Raw genomic sequence first — 18,673 nt, 5'->3', positions numbered from 1 at the left:
CGAAGCTAGGCTAGGAGTGTGGGAGGCCTTTTTCTGTTTCTTTGTAAGAAGAAAAACATATCAAAACCTATTTAAAACAAAAAGCTTGTAGAAAAACATGGGTTTCTCTACAAGCTGAAAAGAGCCGAGGGCTCTTTTTTTATTTTTTAAAATGACAAAACACTTCGTAAATATTAAAATAAATGACAGGTTTGCAGATTTTTTTATTGTCAGGTAAGCTTACTATAAAAACAAAAGTAAGGAGTTATCAAATGAGTAAAGTACTTATTTTCGGGCACAAAAATCCGGATACGGATACGATTTGTTCAGCGATTGCATACGCGGAATTGAAAAAAGAGCTCGGCTTGGACGCAGAACCTGTCCGCCTGGGCGAAATCAACGGTGAAACCGAATATGCGCTTGAGAAATTCAATGCGGAAGTTCCCCGCCTTGTCGAAACTGTTGCAAATGAAACAGACAGTGTCATTTTGGTTGACCATAACGAACGCCAGCAGAGCGCAGATGACCTCGATAAGGTTCGCGTGCTTGAAGTCATTGACCATCACCGGATTGCCAATTTTGAAACAAGCGATCCGTTATATTATCGTGCAGAGCCTGTTGGATGTACGGCGACGATCTTGAAAAAGCTGTACAAAGAAAACAGTGTGGAGATCAAAAAGGATATTGCCGGCCTCATGCTGTCAGCGATCATTTCAGACTCCCTCTTATTTAAATCTCCGACTTGCACAGATGAAGATGTCCAAGCGGCAAAAGAACTGGCTGAAATCGCCGGCGTTGATGCTGAAAGCTATGGACTGGACATGCTGAAAGCGGGCGCCGATCTGAGCGCCAAAACGATTCCTCAGCTTCTGTCGCTTGATGCGAAGGAATTTACGATGGGAAGCCATAAAGTGGAGATTGCCCAAGTCAATACAGTCGACACAAACGATGTCCTTTCCCGTAAAGAGGAAGTGGATGCAGAGCTTTCAAAAGTGGTTGCGGAAAAAGGGCTGGATTTATTTGTATTCGTCGTCACAGACATTTTGACAAACGACTCTGTCGTCGTCGCTTCAGGACAAGCTGCACAAGCAGTGGAAAAAGCGTTTAATGTCACATTGACAGACAACACAGCGACGCTGAAAGGCGTTGTATCCCGTAAAAAACAAATTGTTCCGCCGCTTACCGATGCATTGAAATAATGAAAAAAGCCCTGGCAGCCGGATCCGCAATCCGCTGCCAGGGCTTTTTGTTGTCGCACACTATCTGAAGATCGCTTTTCTTAATTGCTGCACGATCGTATTGTAGAAGGAAATGATCCAATGGAAAAGCGGATTTAAATGTTTGGAAAATTTGAGTACAATCAGTGAGACGAATATAGCTACCAATATGCTTCCTAAAACATCAAGCGGATAATGGTGCCCCACCCAGATGCGGGAGAAGCCCGTCAATAAACCAAAAGCGATCATCAAGCTCCCGATTTTACGGTGAATGAGCCAGAATGCGATCGAAATCGCCAATGCTCCCGTCGTATGGTCACTCGGGAAGGACGCATCAGCAGCGTGGTGGATCAATACGTTGACATGGTGAGCGGCGAAAGGTCGCGGCTCAAAAAATATCAAGGTGATCAGGTAATTGGCTGCCAAGCCCAAAATGCCTGTAAATCCCGCCTGAAGAACGCTTTTTTTGTAAGCGCGGCCTCCGAAAAGCCAAATCGCCAACAGCGCCAGCGCGTACAGGTAAATCGCTTTTTCCGTAATGAAAATCATCAGATTGTCGAGAATATTGCTGTGGTGTGATAGATTATGGATTGCGTTGAATAATTCGTAGTTCACAAAATCACCTTTTTAATATTTTAGAATTCTATTTTTGTCAGACAGTAAGGGGACGAGATGACGTCTAAAAAGGTTTCATTTTCAATAAAGACTCTTTGAAAGATTTTTGTTGATATTGGATACCTGACCAAACGGAAGGTATCGTTGAAATAGCCGAGACCTATTTCTTCTATCCTTAAAAAGGACAACGCGTCATTACTAAGCATGGCAACCCTACCATGCAACCGTACTTTGAGAGGAGAATGATGTGATGGTTGAACTAAAATATTTTGAGTATTCCGATTTCAGTCAACTGATGAAATGGATTGATTCACCGGAATTTTTACTTCAATGGGGAGGACCGGCGTTTAATTATCCCTTGAATGATGCTCAACTAGGAAAATATATCGAAAATGCAAACAGTGATCACTCAGAAACATTAGCTTATAAAGTAATTGATGGTGACACCGGTGATGTGATTGGGCATATCTCTTTAGGGAAAATTGACCGAAAAAACAAATCTGCAAGGGTGGGAAAAGTATTAGTCGGTGATCAAAATGCAAGAGGCAAAGGAATAGGCCAGCAAATGATCAAGAAAATCCTTCGTATTGCATTTGATGAACTTCATTTACACAGAGTCAGTCTAGGGGTATTTGACTTCAATGTTTCAGCTATCACCTGTTACGAAAAAGCGGGATTTATGAAAGAGGGTTTGCTAAGAGATTCAGCAAAAAATGGTGATGAATACTGGAGTGCTTGGGAAATGAGCATTTTAAAACATGAGTGGTTGAAAAAGAAAAATGAATAGGACAACAAATGTAAGAGCCGGGCTTATATGCCCGGCTAAATAATCAAGAATCAATCCGCAATGGATACATTTCTTTTTTCCTTCAGTAACGCAGGCTTTCGGCTCCAAGTATAGAGGAACAGGTTGACGAGCACGAAAACCCCCGAGAATAAATAGATGCTTGAAAATTCGGTTTGTGTAACAACAAGGCCGAACACGAAGGAGCCGACTGCGATCCCTGAATCGAAAAGGGTGAAGTATGTGGCCGTCGCATAGCCGCTTCTATGCTTCGGAGAAGCCTGGATGGCAAGCGTCTGCAGGCAGGGGGTGATGGAACCATAGCCCATGCCGATAACAGCACCGGAAACCAAAAGCATCGCACTGCTGTTTGTAAAAGCCAGCAGGCAAAGCCCGATGCTGAACATGATGATGGACGGGTAAATGACGACCCCGGGGCCGACCTTATCATACAATTTTCCGGTGAAGGGACGCGTCGCCATCATGGCCACGGCAAATACGATAAAGAAATAGCTGCTCGCTTCAATCAGCCCGAGGGATTTTGCATAAACAGAGATAAACGAGATCACGCTCGAATAGCAAAAAGAGACGAACAACCCGACCGTAGCGATCCGCAGTGCGCCTTTTTCAAACATATTGGAAAAAGACAATTTGAAAAAGGCGGAGGTTCTGTCATTTCCTTTAGGAATCCGGATGAGCGCGGTACAGACGATTCCGATGGTGACGATGATTGAAAACAAAGCAAACAGTGCAGTGAAGCTTATCTTATCAAGCAGGTTCAGGGCGATAAACGGACCGATGACGACCGCCATGTTCATGGACATCGCAAAGTAGCCGAGCCCTTCCCCGCGGCGCGCCGCCGGAATCAAATCCGCCGCGATTGCACTCGTGACCGTGGTGATGATGCTGAACCAGATCCCCTGGAAAAAACGGAGTCCCAGCAATACGTAAATATCTTGAATGACGATGTAGAGGAAAGAAGAGAGCGTGAATAATATCACGCTGACAAGCGCCATTCTTTTTTTCCCGAACCGCTCGATCACCGCGCCCGAAAACGGCCTGGCAAAAATCGCTGACAGCATAAATCCGCTGATCAAGAGGCCTCCTTCCGACTCGCTGCCGCCGAGCTCCTGCATTGCATAGACGGGCAGCACTGTCATGAGTGCATAAAAATAGACAAATATAAATAAATTGATCAGGACAACCATGATGAAATCTCTCGTCCAAATCGCTTCAGTTTGTTTCACAGGCTACATCTCCTTCTTGTTTCCATCTATAAATCGCTTTAATAAACGCTGGAATGTCTCTTTATCTTGATCATCAAATACGGACAGCATATCCTCTTCGAAATCCTTCATTTTCGCTTGTATGCCATCGTATTGAATGATGGCTTCTTCCGTCATTTTGACGACTTTTTCCCTTTTATCCTCGCCCTGTAGTCTTTGCACCCAGCCTTTTTGCTCAAGGCGTTTGACGGTCCTGGTCACAGTCGGCGCCTCTACATGCAGATACGTCCATATGTCTTTTTGCGTCATCGGGCCGAAGGTATGAAGGCAATACAGTATTGACCATTGAGCGCCATAGAGGCCGCATGATTCAAGCTGTTCATTCGTTTTTTTGGAAATCATCCGTGCGCTTTGATTTAACTGGTGAATGATCATTCGATTGATATGCTCCATACGACGAATACCTCCGAAAATATTTACCTAGGTAAATAATAAACTTTATTCATTTTACTGAATGTCCGGAATGCTGTAAAGCGAAATTTTTGAAGGGCGAAATAAATTTGCCGGATAAACCCCTTGTCCTCCTTGAGTTTTTAGCATAATCCCATGTAAGTGCTAATACACTGATACAAACCTAACAAAGAGAGTGTTTGAGGTGAGGGATCGTGGGAGTATTTCAAAGTTCTACTTGGAAAAGCATAAAACGGAGAAGTTGCGCAAATAATGGTTTCTTTCAAAAAACGGATCTCATTTCACACTTCTCACATCCATTTTAGGGAGGTCGAGTGGTGTGCACGATTACATCAAAGAGCGAACAATCAAGATAGGGAAGTACATCGTGGAGACGAAAAAAACGGTTCGTGTGATAGCGAAGGAGTTTGGTGTTTCCAAAAGTACCGTTCACAAGGATTTGACAGAAAGGCTGCCTGAAATTAATCCTGATTTAGCCAATGAAGTAAAAGAAATTCTTGATTATCATAAATCAATCAGACATTTGCGGGGCGGAGAAGCGACGAAACTGAAATATAAAAAAGAGGAAATCCTTGAAAGGGAGCCTGTCCAGTAAGGAAGATTGGATCAAAAATAAGCTTTGTTTTTCAAAATTTCCCGGTATCCTCCGTAAAAAGCCACAAAAATTTTGTGAAGAATGTTAACAAGAACGCTTTTTTTTCTAATATTTATGATAAAATATATAATTAGGGCAGAATGTGGATATTGCTGTGAAACAGATTTTGAGGAGGATATAGATAGATGTTTGCAAGGGATATTGGTATTGACCTTGGTACAGCAAATGTGCTGATCCATGTCAAAGGAAAAGGGATTGTCTTAAATGAACCATCAGTCGTTGCTCTTGACAAAAACACTGGGAAAGTGCTCGCTGTCGGTGAAGAAGCAAGAAGAATGGTAGGACGTACACCTGGGAATATTGTTGCGATACGTCCATTAAAAGACGGCGTTATTGCAGATTTTGAAGTGACAGAAGCGATGCTGAAGCATTTCATTAACAAGTTGAATGTAAAAGGCCTGTTCTCAAAGCCGCGCATGCTGATTTGCTGCCCTACAAATATTACGTCTGTCGAGCAGAAGGCGATTAAAGAAGCTGCTGAAAAAAGCGGCGGAAAGCATGTGTACCTTGAGGAAGAGCCGAAGGTAGCCGCAATTGGTGCCGGGATGGATATTTTTCAGCCTAGCGGAAACATGGTAGTTGACATCGGCGGTGGAACGACGGATATCGCGGTCATCTCAATGGGCGATATTGTCACCGCCTCTTCTATTAAAATGGCCGGGGACAAGTTTGACCTTGAAATTTTAAACTACATCAAACGTGAATACAAACTGTTAATAGGTGAACGGACTGCTGAAGACATTAAGATTAAAGTCGCAACTGTTTTCCCAGACGCACGTCATGAGGAAATCTCCATTCGCGGCCGTGACATGGTTACAGGTTTACCGAGAACCATTACGGTAACGAGCAAAGAGGTTGAAGAGGCGCTTCGCGAATCTGTATCTGTCATCGTACAGGCTGCCAAGCAGGTGCTTGAAAGAACACCGCCTGAACTTTCAGCCGACATCATTGACAGAGGCGTGATCATCACCGGCGGTGGTGCATTGTTAAACGGCCTCGACCAGCTTCTGGCAGAGGAGCTTAAGGTGCCGGTTCTTGTTGCTGAGAATCCGATGGATTGCGTGGCGGTCGGTACAGGTGTCATGCTTGACAACATGGACAAGCTTCCAAAGCGCAAATTGAGCTAATCAAAGGCCTCATTCTTTTAGAATGAGGTTTTTTTATGTAAAAGCTTTAAAGACTCGGAAAGCTGCCGATAAAAAGATTAGTATACTTGAATGTTATTATAGAACAAACGTTCCTATATTGCAAATCAGACGGCCAAGCCGGCCGTTGCTTAACATATCCAGACCTTTCATTTAGAAGGCAAGACACATATCCTGAGGTGAAAAGATGTTAAAAGGGCTTTATACAGCAGCTTCTGCTATGGTCACTCAGCAGCGGCGGACGGAAATGCTGACGAATAATATAGCAAATGCGAATACACCGGGCTATAAAGAAGACCAGGGATCGATCCGCGCTTTTCCCGAAATGCTTTTGAGCCGGATGGAATCCGATTCTGTTCAAACCGGCGGCAGCTCCCGCTCATTTTCCAAACAAACGCCGATCGGCTCGATCAATACAGGTGTTTACATGCAGGAACTCAAACCCCAATTTTCGCAAGGAGATCTGCAAAGCACAAATGAGCCGACAGATATTGCGCTTAGTGAAACTGAAGTTCCTGTCAATGAAGAGACGAACGATAAAGCGGCTCTTTTTTACGCCGTCCGGCTTGAAAGCGGGGATATTCGCTATTCAAGAAGCAGCCGCTTTTCGCTGAATGAAAACAATGAACTGACGATTAACGGACATGCCGTCCTTTCCACAGACGGCCGGCCGATTACGGTGGGAAGCGAGAATTTTCAAGTGGCCGAGGATGGAACCGTCACAGAAACCGGGCGGAACCTTGGTCAAATCGATGTGAGAATCGCGCGCGATACAAGAAATTTGGCGAGGGAAGGCAATGATTTGTATCGGACTGAAAATGGAGAGGATCTGCCGAGCGCAGCCGCTAATCCTGATGTCCGGTACTCCGTCAAACAGGGCATGACGGAACGCTCAAACGTTGACATCACAAGAGCCTATACGGAAATGACCGCTGCCTATCGTTCGTTCGAGGCCAACCAAAAAGTCCTTCAGGCTTATGATAAAAGCATGGACAAAGCTGCGAACGAAATTGGCAGAATCGGCTAACACAACCAGGATGCTTCCGACGAAATAAATGGAGGATGTTAAAAAACAATGCTTAGATCCATGATAACAGCTTCAAATACAATGAATCAGCTGCAAAAACAGATTGACAGTATCAGTCATAACCTTGCAAACACTGATACGACGGGATATAAAGCGGAAAATACAAGCTTTTCCGAGCTGGTAAGACAGCAGATTGAACAAGTGGATGAGAAGAATAATGAAGTGGCGCAAAGCAGAAAGACACCGCCCGGGCTTCGGCTCGGCGTCGGGGCCGTCTTGACGGAACGGCTGACACAAAAGCAAGGGAGCTTAAAGGAGACGGGCCGCGATCTTGATATCGCGCTGACTTCCCCTTACCAATTCTTTCAGGTTGATGTCGATGGCGAAGTTCAATATACGCGGGACGGAACATTTTATTTGACGCCTGCGCCTGGAAACGCCAACCAGCTGGAACTGGTCACCAAAGAAGGGCATCCTCTGCTTGATGAGAATGGGGATGCCATACGCTTCGACCGGCGTTATCAAAACTTTCAAGTAGACGGCAGCGGAACGATAACCGTGTCAACAGGAAACCAAGCCGAAGCGCCTTTAAGCTTCAATTTAGGCATTGCCCAGGCGGTTAAGCCGCAGGCTCTTGCTGCAGAAGGAGGCAATCTTTTCTCTGTCAGAGAAGATTTGCGAGACACAGCCCTCATCAATTTAAACGGTGCGGGGCGGCAGGACATCTCGATGAAACAGGGCTTTCTCGAATCGTCCAACGTAGATATTTCAAAGGAAATGACCGATCTGATTTCCTCACAGCGGTCTTATCAAATGAATTCGCGTGCGATCTCAATGGGCGACCAAATGATGGGGCTCATCAATTCAGTGCGCTGACGTTTCAAAAAGAGCAGACTCGAGCGAATGCTGGGCAGTCTGCTCTTTTTTATATACACCATCCGGGCTCGGATTCCGCCGGCTCTTGACAACGGGTTGTTCATATCTTTTGTTGAAAAAGATTCCGTTTCATAATATACTTCCAGTTGTACAGAATGAGGCGCTTAACATAGTTCTATACATACTTTTCAAAAAAAGGAGATGTCAAGGCGATGCTTGATGCTCAGCAAATCAAAGAAATAATTCCCCACCGTTATCCCTTTTTGCTCATAGACCGGGTGACAGAAGTAGAAGAAGGGAAACGGGCAAAAGGTTATAAAAATGTCACGGTAAACGAAGAATTTTTCAACGGTCATTTTCCGGAGTATCCGGTGATGCCGGGTGTCTTGATTGTTGAAGCGCTCGCGCAAATGGGAGCTGTTGCGCTCCTGATGAAGGAAGAAAATCGCGGAAGACTGGCGTTCTTTGCGGGGATTGACAGCTGCCGCTTTAAAAAACAAGTCAAACCGGGAGACCAGCTGCATCTTGAGCTTGAAGTGATCCGCTTCCGCGGTTCAATCGGCAAAGGAAAAGGGATCGCCACGGTTGACGGTGAAATCGTTTGTGAGGCCGAGCTGATGTTTTCGCTCGGAGAAAAGCAGGAATAATCCTTTGACAGATGGGTTTTCGATCAACCCATTTGTTTTTTTATCATAAAAAGAAAAGGTGATCCTTGTATGTGGAATGATTTTAAAAGCTTTGCGATCAGAGGAAATGTGATTGATCTCGCCATCGGGGTCATTATTGGAGGCGCCTTTGGCAAAATCGTGACATCAATTGTCAATGATATCATGATGCCCATTCTCGGCCTTCTGCTCGGAGGCTTGGATTTTTCGGCGCTTTCCTTCACATTTGGAGATGCCGAAGTGAAATACGGGCTGTTCATACAGGCGATTGTGAATTTCTTTATTATTTCGTTTTCGATCTTTCTGTTCGTCCGTTATATCTCGAAGTTAAAGAAAAAGCAGGATGAGAAAGAAGAAGAAGCCGCTCCGGATCCGCAGGAAGAGCTGCTCAAGGAAATCCGCGATCTGTTAAAAGAGCAGGCGAAGCGATCTTAAAACACTCGACACGAAAAGGCTGCCGTTTTCCGCGCAGCCTTTTTATATATTTTGTTTGAATGCTTCAAGAAGCCGGTCACCGGAGTAGCCTTCTTTCATCAATCCTTCTAAAATCTTGTCTGAATCCTTCCTCAGCTTTGAGCTCACCATTTTGCCGTCCAATAAAACGGAAACGTGCTCGCCGAGAACCGTAATGTTTTTCACCTTTGCCAGAAGCTGTGCCGGCCGATTGCTTTTTTTGGTAATCGTCACATACGCTTTCACTTCTTTGCCTTCCTGCAGAAGATATTCAAAAAAATACCGGTATTCCTTGGAGACCAGCCCTTCGACCATCCAATGGTTTTCACCGTCTTCCTTATTGATAATAAGGCCGTCAATCAGCGGGAACTCTTCAAGCTGTTTTGACGATTCATCCTGGCGTACGATTTTCAAATCAATAAGCCTAAAGGTTTTCATCGCTATCACCTCACAAGCTTCCTTAGTTGTATAACCATTATATCACATTCAGTTTGAGAGCTCCTAAACTGCGGCTGTCCGCTTATTTTTAATTTTACAAAAAGTATTTGATAATGCTTTATTTTTATTTATACTTTAGGTGATATTGAGCAGGAGGTGACTTATGAACCATTTTTACTTAAAAGAAGTATTTGTAATCAAATACAATCCGTCTGCTGATTGTCTTCAATCCAAACCACTGATTCGTTTTCTGGGCGGCGACCATAAGTATGAGATTGATATGTACTGCCATGAAGGTATTGTGTTTCGCTATGAAACAAAGGATCAGATGGAAATATACGAATTTCAAGTAACATTCAAAGAGAAAGAATTGTCATTCCGGCTGTATGCTTGGGACGGAGGCTCATATGTCCGCTTGTATTCTGAACAATGGCTGGCATCTCCTGTGTTTCTGCAGTTTTTAAAAAATACGTACTTTGTAAATAAGAAAGAAATGATGTTCATGATTTGTGGGAGGAAAAAGCAAAAATTATAATAAAAAAACGCAATTTTCGTTATTCTTTTTTCTCTTATCGCCATTTTTCTTATATGCTTTTCTCGTATAAACTGGGGGCAACCGAGTACGAAGGGAGGGACAAAATGTTTAATCAGATCATGCTGGTCGGGCGTTTGACGAAGGACCCGGAGCTTCGGTACACACCGGACGGCGTCCCGGTGGCGAACATTACCTTGGCTGTCGGCCGGTATTTCAGAAATGCAGCCGGCGAAATGGAGACGGACTTTATCAATTGCACACTGTGGCGCAAAACGGCTGAGAACACGGCTGCATATTGCAGAAAAGGCTCGATCATCGGGCTGGCTGGAAGAATTCAGACCCGAAATGGGATTGATTCAGAAGGAAACCGGTTCTTTAAAACCGAAGTCGTTGCCCGTTCAGTACGATTTATAGGCGGAAAGGCCCGTGAACCAGCCGATGCCTAGGAAAGCAAAGCCCCCCTTTTACCCCTTTTTATAAAAAATCAATCAACCTCCCCGTTTTACCCCTCTTATGGCCGGTCTTACACGACCGGCTTTTTTATTTTAGACATAAAAAAGACAAATTTAAATTGACGGGGAAAAACCACATCTGTATAATGAAAGCGAATACACAACAAATGATCAATGTTTGCTCAAATGTGCAAAGTGAAGGGTGATCTCAGGTGGAGATGAAGGAAGATAAGCGTCTGTTAATCAAAATCTGCAAGATGTACTACGAAGAAGATATGACACAAAGCCAGATCGCAAAAGCGACAGGGATATACAGGACAACTGTCGGACGCATGCTGAAAAAAGCGCGGGACGAGGGGATCGTCAAAATTACCATTGATGACCACATCGGTGCGCACTATGATTTGGAACGCGAGCTCGAACAGCTGCTGGGTCTCAAAGAAGTATACATTTGCGAGACGAGTCCCGGCCAAACAGAGGAAGAAAAGAAGAAAGCCGTCGGCAAAGCAGGGGCCGATATGTTAAAACGCATCGTTAAAGACGGGGATACCGTCGGCTTCGCATGGGGAACGACGATGGCGGGAATGATCGGCGAATTCCACGGCGTGAAAAAGCGGAGCGCTTCTTTTGTTCCGCTTGTCGGCGGTCCGGGCGCAATGGACACGAAATATCATGTGAACAGCATCGTCTACTCCATCGCCAGCGATTTTGGCGGCACTCCCTATTTTATTGATGCGGCGGCCGTCGTTGAAAAAAAGGAAACGAAGGATGAAATCGTGAAATCCCACTATTTCAAAAAAATCGAAGGTTTATGGAACGACCTTACCGTTGCTGCTGTGGGAATCGGAGCCCCGCTCAGCTCATCCAATATGATTTGGACCGGATTTTACGGTGATCAGGATATGGAGCGCTTGGAAGAAAAACAGGCAGTCGGGGATATATGCTCCCGTTTTTTTGACCGTCAAGGAAGATTGGTAGAGACGGAGATTAATGATAGAACGATCGCGATCGACATCAATCGGCTCAAAAGTCTGGAGTATTCGATCGGTCTCGCCGAGTCCCATGAAAAGGTCCCTTCCATTATAGGTGCAGCTAAGGGCCGATACATCAATATTTTGGTGACAACTGCCCAAACAGCGAGGGAAATCGCCGAGGAGGTGAAAAATCAAACATGATCATTTATTTTATCATCGCCCTCGGGCTGGCCTGGCTTCTCCAAAGCATTTTTGGTTTTTGGCAGATCAGGCATTTCAATCGAACATTTGCGGAATACAGACGTTTGGGAAGGGTAGCGGTCGGCAAGCGGACCGGTTTATTCCGAGCCGGCACGGTCGTTTTGTTTGTCATTGATAAACGGAACAAAATTCTTAAGGCCTCCAAAATGCAGGGAGTGACGGTTTTTTCAAGGGTCAGGCCATTACCGGGCTTTGAGGGAAAATACTTGCTGAAAATCGGTCCTGAGGAGCTTGCCCCGCACGACCGTCTGACCAAGATGGCGATCGAAGATGCCTTAAGAACATTTGACATCGTCACGAAAGGGGGTGATATCCCGCCGAAGAAAACGCCGCTTCAAAAACTGATGAATCTTTATACAAAAAAAAGAGGTGAAACATGAAAAACGTAACATGGCTTGCAGAGAAGTTTATGGATTTGTTCAGACACGGCGGAGAAGTTTTTGTCAGCATGCTTACAGACATCGTTCCTTTACTGATCATGCTGCTTGTCGCCATGAACGCACTCATACGTCTGATAGGAGAACAGCGCGTTGAAACACTTGCGAGAAAGTCGGGAAAAAACCCTTTGACAAGGTATCTGGTTTTGCCTGTCATCGGTACGTTTATGCTTGCCAATCCGATGACGCTGTCGCTTGGAAGATTTTTGCCTGAAAAATATAAACCGAGCTATTATGCGGCCGCTTCCTATTCTTGTCATACTCATAACGGACTCTTTCCCCATGTGAATCCCGGCGAGCTTTTCGTCTTTCTCGGGATCGCCGCCGGCATCACGACATTGGGGCATGACACGACAGAGCTGGCTTTGCGCTACTTTTTAGTCGGAATTTTCACAAACTTTTTGCGAGGCTGGGTGACCGATTTCACAACAAACTATGCGGCTAAACAGCAGGGCATTCAATTGAAAAACTCGGTGGATCTTAAATAAGGAGGGCGTGAAACATGAGTTCCTATCGTTCAGTTGTCGTTTCAAGAGGACAGGGAGGATTTGGCGGACCGCTTGTGATCACCCCTGATGGAGAGAAAAATAAAATCGTTTATATCACGGGAGGAAACAAACCGGAGATCGCCGACCGTTTGGCGGAGCTGACAGGCTGTGAGCTTGTCGACGGCTTTAAGACGACGGTTCCCGAAAAAGAGATGGCCGCAGTGATCATTGACTGCGGAGGCACGCTTCGCTGCGGTCTTTATCCGCAAAAACGAATCCCGACAATCAACCTCATGGCAACCGGGAAAAGCGGGCCGCTCGCCGCACATATTACGGAAGATATCTATGTTTCAGGCGTAAAAAAAGAGAATATTAAACTGCATGAGGCTGAAGAGGAGCCGAAACAGTCCAATATTCTAAAAGAAAATCATATTGAAAATAAACAAAACCATTATAGCACAGAGAAAAAAATTAGTGAACAGCAGGCGCCTAAAGGACTGATGGCAAGAATCGGGATGGCGATGGGATCTGTTGTCAGCGTCTTTTATCAGGCTGGCCGGGATGCAATTGAAACCGTTATCAAAACGATTCTGCCTTTCATGGCATTTGTCGCCTTGTTGATCGGCGTCATTAAAGAGTCGGGAATCGGCGATATTTTTGCCAAATTTCTGTCTCCTTTTGCAGGCTCTTTGCCGGGCTTGCTATTAATCTCGCTCGTCTGCTCATTTCCGCTGCTTTCCCCGTTTCTCGGACCTGGGGCGGTGATCGCCCAGGTTGTCGGTTCATTGATCGGGGTGGAGATTGGCAAAGGTAATATTCCGCCGAATTTGGCGCTGCCGGCCTTGTTCGCGATCAATTCACAAGCTGCCGCCGACTTTGTTCCCGTCGGTCTCGGACTTGCGGAAGCGGAAGTCGAAACGGTTGAAGTCGGAGTGCCATCCGTCCTTTATTCGCGTTTTTTGACGGGGGCGCCGACCGTTTTCATTGCCTGGCTGGCAAGCTTTGGACTATATGACAGCTAGATTTTTTATGGAGGGGAAATAGATGGTAATGCTCTATAAAACGACGGTAAACAAGATCGGAGTCCTCTCATCCGCTTTTGCAGATGAGAACATGCTCATCCTGTTCGGCGAAGGAGCGCCGGAAGAATTGGTAGACTACTGTTTATCTATAGATATCAATCCTGTGGAAAGTGACTTTAAAGAAGGCGATGAACTTTTGCTGGGCGGAAAGTCTTACAAAGTGACAGCCGTTGGAGGAGCCGTTGCCCAAAATCTGGCCAGCCTCGGCCATATCACGCTGAAGTTTGACGGATCCCACGCTGCTGAATTGCCCGGGACACTGTATCTTGAAGAAAAACCATTACCTGAAGTATTGGTCGGAGACACCATTCAAATTCAAAGATGGTCATAAGGAGCGCATGCGATATGAAAATAAATGAACGAAAAACTGCATTGATTTGCGGCGGAGGGCAGAGCCTTGGCGAAGCCCTTTCCTACCGCATGGCCGAAGCCGGTTATGATGTTGCGGTTGCAGATATCAACGGTGAAAACGCGAAAAAGACCACTGAAGAAGCGGCTGAAAAATATGGCGTCAAATCATTGGCGGTCCAAGCCGATTTTACCAATGAAGCCGATGTCAGACAGATGGTTGAAAAAACGGCTGCGGAATTCAAGACGATCGATGTCATGGTGTACAGCGCCGGGGTCGCAAAAAGCAATAAAATCACAGACTTTCAGCTGAAGGATTGGGAGAAGACGCTTGAGGTCAACCTTACGGGATACTTTCTCTGCGCGAAAGAAACGGCAAATGTCATGATTAAACAAGGAAGCGGGTCGATCATTCAAATCAATTCAAAATCCGGAAAAGTCGGCAGCAAACATAATACGGCTTATTCGGCTTCAAAGTTTGGCGGGGTCGGGCTCACCCAAAGCCTCGCACTTGATCTGGCAGAGCACAATATCCGCGTCAACAGCATTATGCCGGGGAACCTGTTGAAATCTCCGATGTTTCAAAGCTTAATTCCGCAGTATGCGAAGAAGCTGGGCATCCCGGAAAGCGAAGTCGAGCGCGTATATACGGAAAAAGTTCCGCTGAAGCGGGGCTGCACGTACGATGATATCGCCAATGCCGTTTTATTTTATGCATCCGACCAGGCGTCCTACATGACGGGCCAATCAATCAATGTCACCGGGGGACAGGTCATGCATTAAGCGGAGGGAGTGATCAGGAATGAAAATGCTGGTTGATACAGCCGATATAGCAAAGATTGAACATTTGCTGGGTTCCTTTCCCATTGATGGAGTGACGACGAATCCTGCTTTAATTGCGAAAGAAAAACGCCCTTTTAAACAGCATATTCAAGAGATTCGCCGGCTTCTTCCAAGCCGCCTGCCCCTTCATGTGCAAATCATTGCCGAGGATTGTGCAGGCATAATAGAGCAGGCGAAATATGTGCATGACTGGCTGGACGGTAACGTGTGGATTAAAATTCCGGTAACGAATGAAGGTCTGCATGCCATTCAGAAGCTTACAGCAGACAACATCAAAACAACAGGGACAACGGTTTATACCCCTTTACAGGCGGTTCTTGCAGCAAAAGCCGGAGCCGGATATGTCGCGCCATATGTCAATCGGATTGATCAAGAATGCGGCGACGGGGCAGGTGTTGTCAAAACGATTGCCGAAGTATTTCATACTTACCGATTGAACTGCAAAGTGCTTGCGGCAAGTTTTAAACATAACGGCCAGATCATTGCCGCCATGGAGGCGGGGAGCCATGAGGCGACGATCAGTCCGGAGCTTTTGGCGAATATGCCTGGTCTGCCGGCTGTCAAACGTGATCTTGAAGGATTTCGCGACGTGTGGCAGTCTCAATATGGAACATTTTCACTTTAGTATGAAAGCCTGAGTGACGCTGGAAAAAATCCGGCCCTCAGGCTTTTTTTTGCTTAAAAACACTTATTTATTCTTGATTTATTAGCTGTATAAACTTATAATCACTTATAAATGATGAAATTCACTTAAGAAGGAATGATTCAGTGTATCAAGAGGAAAGGCTTATTTCTATCATTGACTATTTAAAGGAACATAAACGGATTTCCGTTGACCAGATTTGTTCATTATTTCAGGTTTCAAGGGATACTGCAAGGCGCGATCTCGTCAAGCTGAATGAACAGGGAGCGATTATCAGAACAAGAGGCGGAGCGATTCTTCCGACAATTCATGATGAAATCAAAGATTACTCAGGACGGCTGAATATCGTGTCTGAAGAAAAAAGCTTGATCGGCAAAGCGGCCGCTTCACTGATCAGGGAAGGCGACCGCATCATCTTTGACGCATCCACCACCGTTCAAGCATGTGCCGAGCATTTGCCTGATCTCAATTGCACAATCATTACCAACTCGATTAATCAGGCGGAGGTTCTTTCTGCAAAACCGGGGGCCTGTATCCACCTGCTTGGCGGAAAACTGCAAAAAGAGCACCGGTTTTTATACGGCGCTTCCGTGATTGAAAAGTTGTCGTGCTATCATGTTGATAAAGCGTTCATCGGAGTTGTGGGGATTTCTGAGCACGGGCTTACGATCGCCCATGAAGAGGATGGGATGGTCAAACGAAAAATCATTTCCCAGGCGAAACAAGTGATTGCGCTCGCCGACCATTTGAAAATCGGAAAATCGGATTTTTATCGATATGCTGAGTTAAGCGATATCGATCTCTTGATCACAGACCGGCTGCCGGGGGAAGCTTTTCAGAAGCTGCTCGATGAGAATGGAGTGGAGCTCGTCGTAGCGGGGCATGAAGGAAATGAAGAGGGGGAGTTTACGAGATGAGAATGATTGCGTTGGATTTGGATGGAACGCTTTTAAATAGTGGAAGCAAAGTCGCCGAAGAAAGCATAGATGCGATAATAAAAGCCAGGGAGCATGGGATTGAAGTGGTGATTGCCACAGGAAGGGCTTCATTTGATGTAGAGGCGATTTTTAATCCGACCGGCTTGAAGACATGGATCATCAGCGCAAACGGTGCGGTGATTCACGATCCAGAAGGCCGCCTGTACCATGCCGTTCCGATTGATCGGAACAAGGCGGAAGGAATTCTTCAGTGGCTTGAAGAAAAGAATTACTATTATGAGGTATTCAGCGATGATGCGATCTTTACACCGCAAAATGGAAAAGAGCTCCTTGAGATCGAATTGGACCGCTTAAAAAGTGCAAATCCCGAAGCCGACTTATCCAGGCTGCAGCTGGCCGCCGAACAGCAGCTCAGCCAGCATGGATATGCCTATATCGGCTCCTATCGCGAGCTTTTTCAGCCTGACCGGAATGTGAATGTATACAACATCTTGGGCTTTTCGTTTGATCAAGAAAAGCTTAAGAAAGGCTGGCAGCGATTTGAAGGTGAAAAAGACCTCACACTTGTCACTTCGGCAGAGCACAACTTTGAGCTGGAACACCTTCAGGCATCAAAAGGACTCGCTTTGGAAAAGCTTTCTCAAAAACTCGGCATTCCTCTTTGCGAAACAGCAGCCGTCGGTGACAGCCTCAATGATTATTCCATGCTGAAAATAGCGGGAAAAAGCTTTGCCATGGGAAATGCCCGTGAGGATATTAAAGAGATGGCGGATGAAGTGGCGCCGACAAACGATGAAAATGGCGTGGCTTGGGTGATCCATCAGCTGATTGAACAAGTAAAATCGGTTTAATTCGCATATCCCTTTAATCGGCGTGATGCCTTGTCAAAACGGCAGCGTAACGATGAGGGAGTGCGGTTAAGCAGCGGATTCATTTGATCCGCAGGCTGTCGACAATGTCGGCAGCCTTATTTATGTGAAAACATTAGACAAATATACCTGTGAGCCAATATTTTTTGTTGCTTTTTATTCATTGTTTGCCCTGGTGATCTTTGTTACTATTTAACTATTATTTCTAGTTATTTAATAGATCTTGCCCTGAATCAGCAGGATCGCATGAAGAAGGATAGGCAATCAGAAGGAGGGCGAAAGAGATGGAAAAAGCGTTTCCATTACCTGAAAAAATGGCCGGATTCCGCGGACAATTTGAAAAATCAGCACGTGACTATTTGAATTTAAAAGTGAAAAAAGCAAAAACCGGCCGATATGACAGCAAACTGGCAGGTGATCCTTATTTTCCGAAATCTGAGCGCTATCCTGTAGACAGCCAGGGAAAACCGATGAAATTGCTTGCACAAATTAATTTTTCCGAAATGCCTCAGCTCGAACATTTCCCGGATTCAGGAATTCTGCTTTTTTTCATTTCTGTCAGCGATGATGTTTACGGTTTAAATTTTGACAATCCGTGTGAACAAACGAGTTTTTGCATTAAGTATTTTGAGGATCTGATTGACGATGAAGCCGAGCTTGTCACCGACTTTTCATTTGTCAAACTTGAGGACGAGCTGCAATTTCCGATTGGATGTGAGGCTTCAATTATACCTGAAAAGCGGTCTGAGTTGGTCTCTCCTGCTGATTTTCAATTTGAACAATACGCCGGACTGGATGTGTGGTCATTTTTTGAACAATTCGGAGATCAAGAGGAAGCGGTTTTCGAAGAGTATCATGACATGCACGGCGATTTCTCCCATAAAATCGGCGGCTATGCCTGTTTTACACAAACAGACCCGCGGATCTATGATAATGGGGAACATACGATGCTTCTATTGCAAATTGATTCGGATGATGACATTGACGCGATGTGGGGAGATGTAGGGATCGCCAACTTTTTCATTCGGCCCGATGATCTGAAGAAAAAAGATTTTTCAAACGTATTGTATCATTGGGATTGTTGTTAGGAATAAGCGGAAAAAAACAGCTGTCTTCGCAAGACAGCTGTTTTTCAGGCTGTCGAGAAAATCTCGACAGTCTTTTATTTTTCCCTTAAATCATCCATTTCTTCATTTTATAATAAAGAAAAGGACTTAAAAGGAAGGTGTTTTGCTAATGTTCTACACCAGAA

General features: G+C 45.2%; 24 protein-coding genes. 20 read left to right on the top strand and 4 right to left on the bottom strand.

The features are described from left to right. The first annotated feature begins 251 nt into the window (after positions 1-251). Positions 252-1,178 (top strand): manganese-dependent inorganic pyrophosphatase, encoded by a 927-nt coding sequence (locus tag ACINLD_RS22185; RefSeq protein WP_077736048.1) that lies wholly within the window; start codon positions 252-254, stop codon positions 1,176-1,178. A 60-nt stretch (positions 1,179-1,238) separates the two neighbouring features. On the opposite strand, the gene ACINLD_RS22180 is transcribed toward ACINLD_RS22185, so the two are convergent. Then, on the bottom strand, positions 1,239-1,811 hold the full coding sequence (locus ACINLD_RS22180; protein WP_077736049.1) for an undecaprenyl-diphosphatase: 573 nt from the start codon (positions 1,809-1,811) through the stop codon (positions 1,239-1,241). Positions 1,812-2,061: 250 nt separating this feature from the next. Between ACINLD_RS22180 and ACINLD_RS22175 the strand changes: the two genes are divergently transcribed. Then, a complete protein-coding gene (locus ACINLD_RS22175; RefSeq protein ID WP_077736050.1) occupies positions 2,062-2,598 on the top strand; it encodes a GNAT family N-acetyltransferase in 537 nt (178 codons plus the stop codon). 50 nt (positions 2,599-2,648) lie between these two features. Here ACINLD_RS22175 and ACINLD_RS22170 read toward each other — a convergent pair whose 3' ends face one another. Further along, positions 2,649-3,842 carry an MFS transporter gene (locus ACINLD_RS22170; protein ID WP_077736051.1) on the bottom strand — a complete coding sequence of 398 codons (1,194 nt, stop codon included), beginning with the start codon at positions 3,840-3,842 and terminating at the stop codon, positions 2,649-2,651. Positions 3,843-3,845: 3 nt separating this feature from the next. Then, the gene (locus ACINLD_RS22165) at positions 3,846-4,274 is read right to left on the bottom strand and encodes a MarR family winged helix-turn-helix transcriptional regulator (protein ID WP_077736052.1); all 429 of its coding nucleotides are present in this window, start codon (positions 4,272-4,274) and stop codon (positions 3,846-3,848) included. A 337-nt stretch (positions 4,275-4,611) separates the two neighbouring features. Here ACINLD_RS22165 and spoIIID point away from each other — a divergent pair, with 337 nt between their 5' ends. The 6 genes from spoIIID (at position 4,612) to mscL (ending at position 9,095) form a co-directional block, all read left to right on the top strand. Further along, positions 4,612-4,887 (top strand): sporulation transcriptional regulator SpoIIID, encoded by a 276-nt coding sequence (gene spoIIID / locus ACINLD_RS22160; RefSeq protein WP_006639358.1) that lies wholly within the window; start codon positions 4,612-4,614, stop codon positions 4,885-4,887. A 185-nt stretch (positions 4,888-5,072) separates the two neighbouring features. After that, positions 5,073-6,074, top strand: coding sequence for a cell shape-determining protein Mbl (gene mbl, locus ACINLD_RS22155; protein WP_006639357.1), 1,002 nt, complete (start codon positions 5,073-5,075; stop codon positions 6,072-6,074). Between the two features lie 205 nt (positions 6,075-6,279). Next, positions 6,280-7,119 carry a flagellar hook-basal body protein gene (locus tag ACINLD_RS22150; RefSeq protein ID WP_026589035.1) on the top strand — a complete coding sequence of 280 codons (840 nt, stop codon included), beginning with the start codon at positions 6,280-6,282 and terminating at the stop codon, positions 7,117-7,119. 48 nt (positions 7,120-7,167) lie between these two features. Next, positions 7,168-7,995, top strand: coding sequence for a flagellar hook-basal body protein (locus ACINLD_RS22145; protein WP_077736054.1), 828 nt, complete (start codon positions 7,168-7,170; stop codon positions 7,993-7,995). Positions 7,996-8,207: 212 nt separating this feature from the next. Further along, on the top strand, positions 8,208-8,642 hold the full coding sequence (fabZ, locus tag ACINLD_RS22140; protein ID WP_026589033.1) for a 3-hydroxyacyl-ACP dehydratase FabZ: 435 nt from the start codon (positions 8,208-8,210) through the stop codon (positions 8,640-8,642). A 69-nt stretch (positions 8,643-8,711) separates the two neighbouring features. Continuing rightward, entirely contained in the window at positions 8,712-9,095 is a 384-nt protein-coding gene (gene mscL / locus ACINLD_RS22135; protein ID WP_026589032.1) for a large conductance mechanosensitive channel protein MscL, read from the top strand. 42 nt (positions 9,096-9,137) lie between these two features. Here mscL and ACINLD_RS22130 read toward each other — a convergent pair whose 3' ends face one another. Continuing rightward, a complete protein-coding gene (locus ACINLD_RS22130; protein ID WP_026589031.1) occupies positions 9,138-9,551 on the bottom strand; it encodes a YwpF-like family protein in 414 nt (137 codons plus the stop codon). A 163-nt stretch (positions 9,552-9,714) separates the two neighbouring features. Here ACINLD_RS22130 and ACINLD_RS22125 point away from each other — a divergent pair, with 163 nt between their 5' ends. The 12 genes from ACINLD_RS22125 (at position 9,715) to ACINLD_RS22070 (ending at position 18,509) form a co-directional block, all read left to right on the top strand. Beyond that, positions 9,715-10,086 carry a hypothetical protein gene (locus ACINLD_RS22125; RefSeq protein ID WP_077736055.1) on the top strand — a complete coding sequence of 124 codons (372 nt, stop codon included), beginning with the start codon at positions 9,715-9,717 and terminating at the stop codon, positions 10,084-10,086. 104 nt (positions 10,087-10,190) lie between these two features. Beyond that, the gene (locus ACINLD_RS22120; protein ID WP_077736056.1) at positions 10,191-10,532 is read left to right on the top strand and encodes a single-stranded DNA-binding protein; all 342 of its coding nucleotides are present in this window, start codon (positions 10,191-10,193) and stop codon (positions 10,530-10,532) included. A gap of 224 nt (positions 10,533-10,756) precedes the next feature. Next, a complete protein-coding gene (locus tag ACINLD_RS22115; protein WP_256860322.1) occupies positions 10,757-11,713 on the top strand; it encodes a sugar-binding transcriptional regulator in 957 nt (318 codons plus the stop codon). After that, positions 11,710-12,153 (top strand): transcriptional regulator GutM, encoded by a 444-nt coding sequence (locus ACINLD_RS22110; RefSeq protein ID WP_077736058.1) that lies wholly within the window; start codon positions 11,710-11,712, stop codon positions 12,151-12,153. The genes ACINLD_RS22115 and ACINLD_RS22110 overlap by 4 nt, the downstream gene beginning before the upstream one ends. Beyond that, on the top strand, positions 12,150-12,698 hold the full coding sequence (locus ACINLD_RS22105; RefSeq protein WP_026589026.1) for a PTS glucitol/sorbitol transporter subunit IIC: 549 nt from the start codon (positions 12,150-12,152) through the stop codon (positions 12,696-12,698). The genes ACINLD_RS22110 and ACINLD_RS22105 overlap by 4 nt, the downstream gene beginning before the upstream one ends. Before the next feature lie 14 nt (positions 12,699-12,712). Next, positions 12,713-13,720 (top strand): PTS glucitol/sorbitol transporter subunit IIB, encoded by a 1,008-nt coding sequence (locus ACINLD_RS22100; protein ID WP_077736059.1) that lies wholly within the window; start codon positions 12,713-12,715, stop codon positions 13,718-13,720. A 22-nt stretch (positions 13,721-13,742) separates the two neighbouring features. Beyond that, positions 13,743-14,111 (top strand): PTS glucitol/sorbitol transporter subunit IIA, encoded by a 369-nt coding sequence (locus ACINLD_RS22095; RefSeq protein WP_026589024.1) that lies wholly within the window; start codon positions 13,743-13,745, stop codon positions 14,109-14,111. 14 nt (positions 14,112-14,125) lie between these two features. Continuing rightward, positions 14,126-14,911 (top strand): sorbitol-6-phosphate dehydrogenase, encoded by a 786-nt coding sequence (srlD, locus tag ACINLD_RS22090; RefSeq protein ID WP_410207189.1) that lies wholly within the window; start codon positions 14,126-14,128, stop codon positions 14,909-14,911. 19 nt (positions 14,912-14,930) lie between these two features. Then, on the top strand, positions 14,931-15,596 hold the full coding sequence (locus tag ACINLD_RS22085; protein ID WP_026589022.1) for a transaldolase family protein: 666 nt from the start codon (positions 14,931-14,933) through the stop codon (positions 15,594-15,596). A gap of 143 nt (positions 15,597-15,739) precedes the next feature. Next, entirely contained in the window at positions 15,740-16,531 is a 792-nt protein-coding gene (locus tag ACINLD_RS22080; protein ID WP_026589021.1) for a DeoR/GlpR family DNA-binding transcription regulator, read from the top strand. Further along, entirely contained in the window at positions 16,528-17,403 is an 876-nt protein-coding gene (locus ACINLD_RS22075; RefSeq protein WP_077736060.1) for a Cof-type HAD-IIB family hydrolase, read from the top strand. The genes ACINLD_RS22080 and ACINLD_RS22075 overlap by 4 nt, the downstream gene beginning before the upstream one ends. A 302-nt stretch (positions 17,404-17,705) precedes the next feature. Further along, a complete protein-coding gene (locus tag ACINLD_RS22070) occupies positions 17,706-18,509 on the top strand; it encodes a YwqG family protein (protein WP_026589019.1) in 804 nt (267 codons plus the stop codon). The last annotated feature ends 164 nt before the right edge of the window (positions 18,510-18,673 follow it).

The sequence above is a fragment of the Bacillus sp. z60-11 genome, assembly GCF_046464135.1.
Taxonomy (GTDB): domain Bacteria; phylum Bacillota; class Bacilli; order Bacillales; family Bacillaceae; genus Bacillus; species Bacillus sonorensis_A.
The sequence above is the reverse complement of the archived record's forward strand: the minus strand, read 5'-3'. Positions and strand labels throughout refer to the sequence as shown.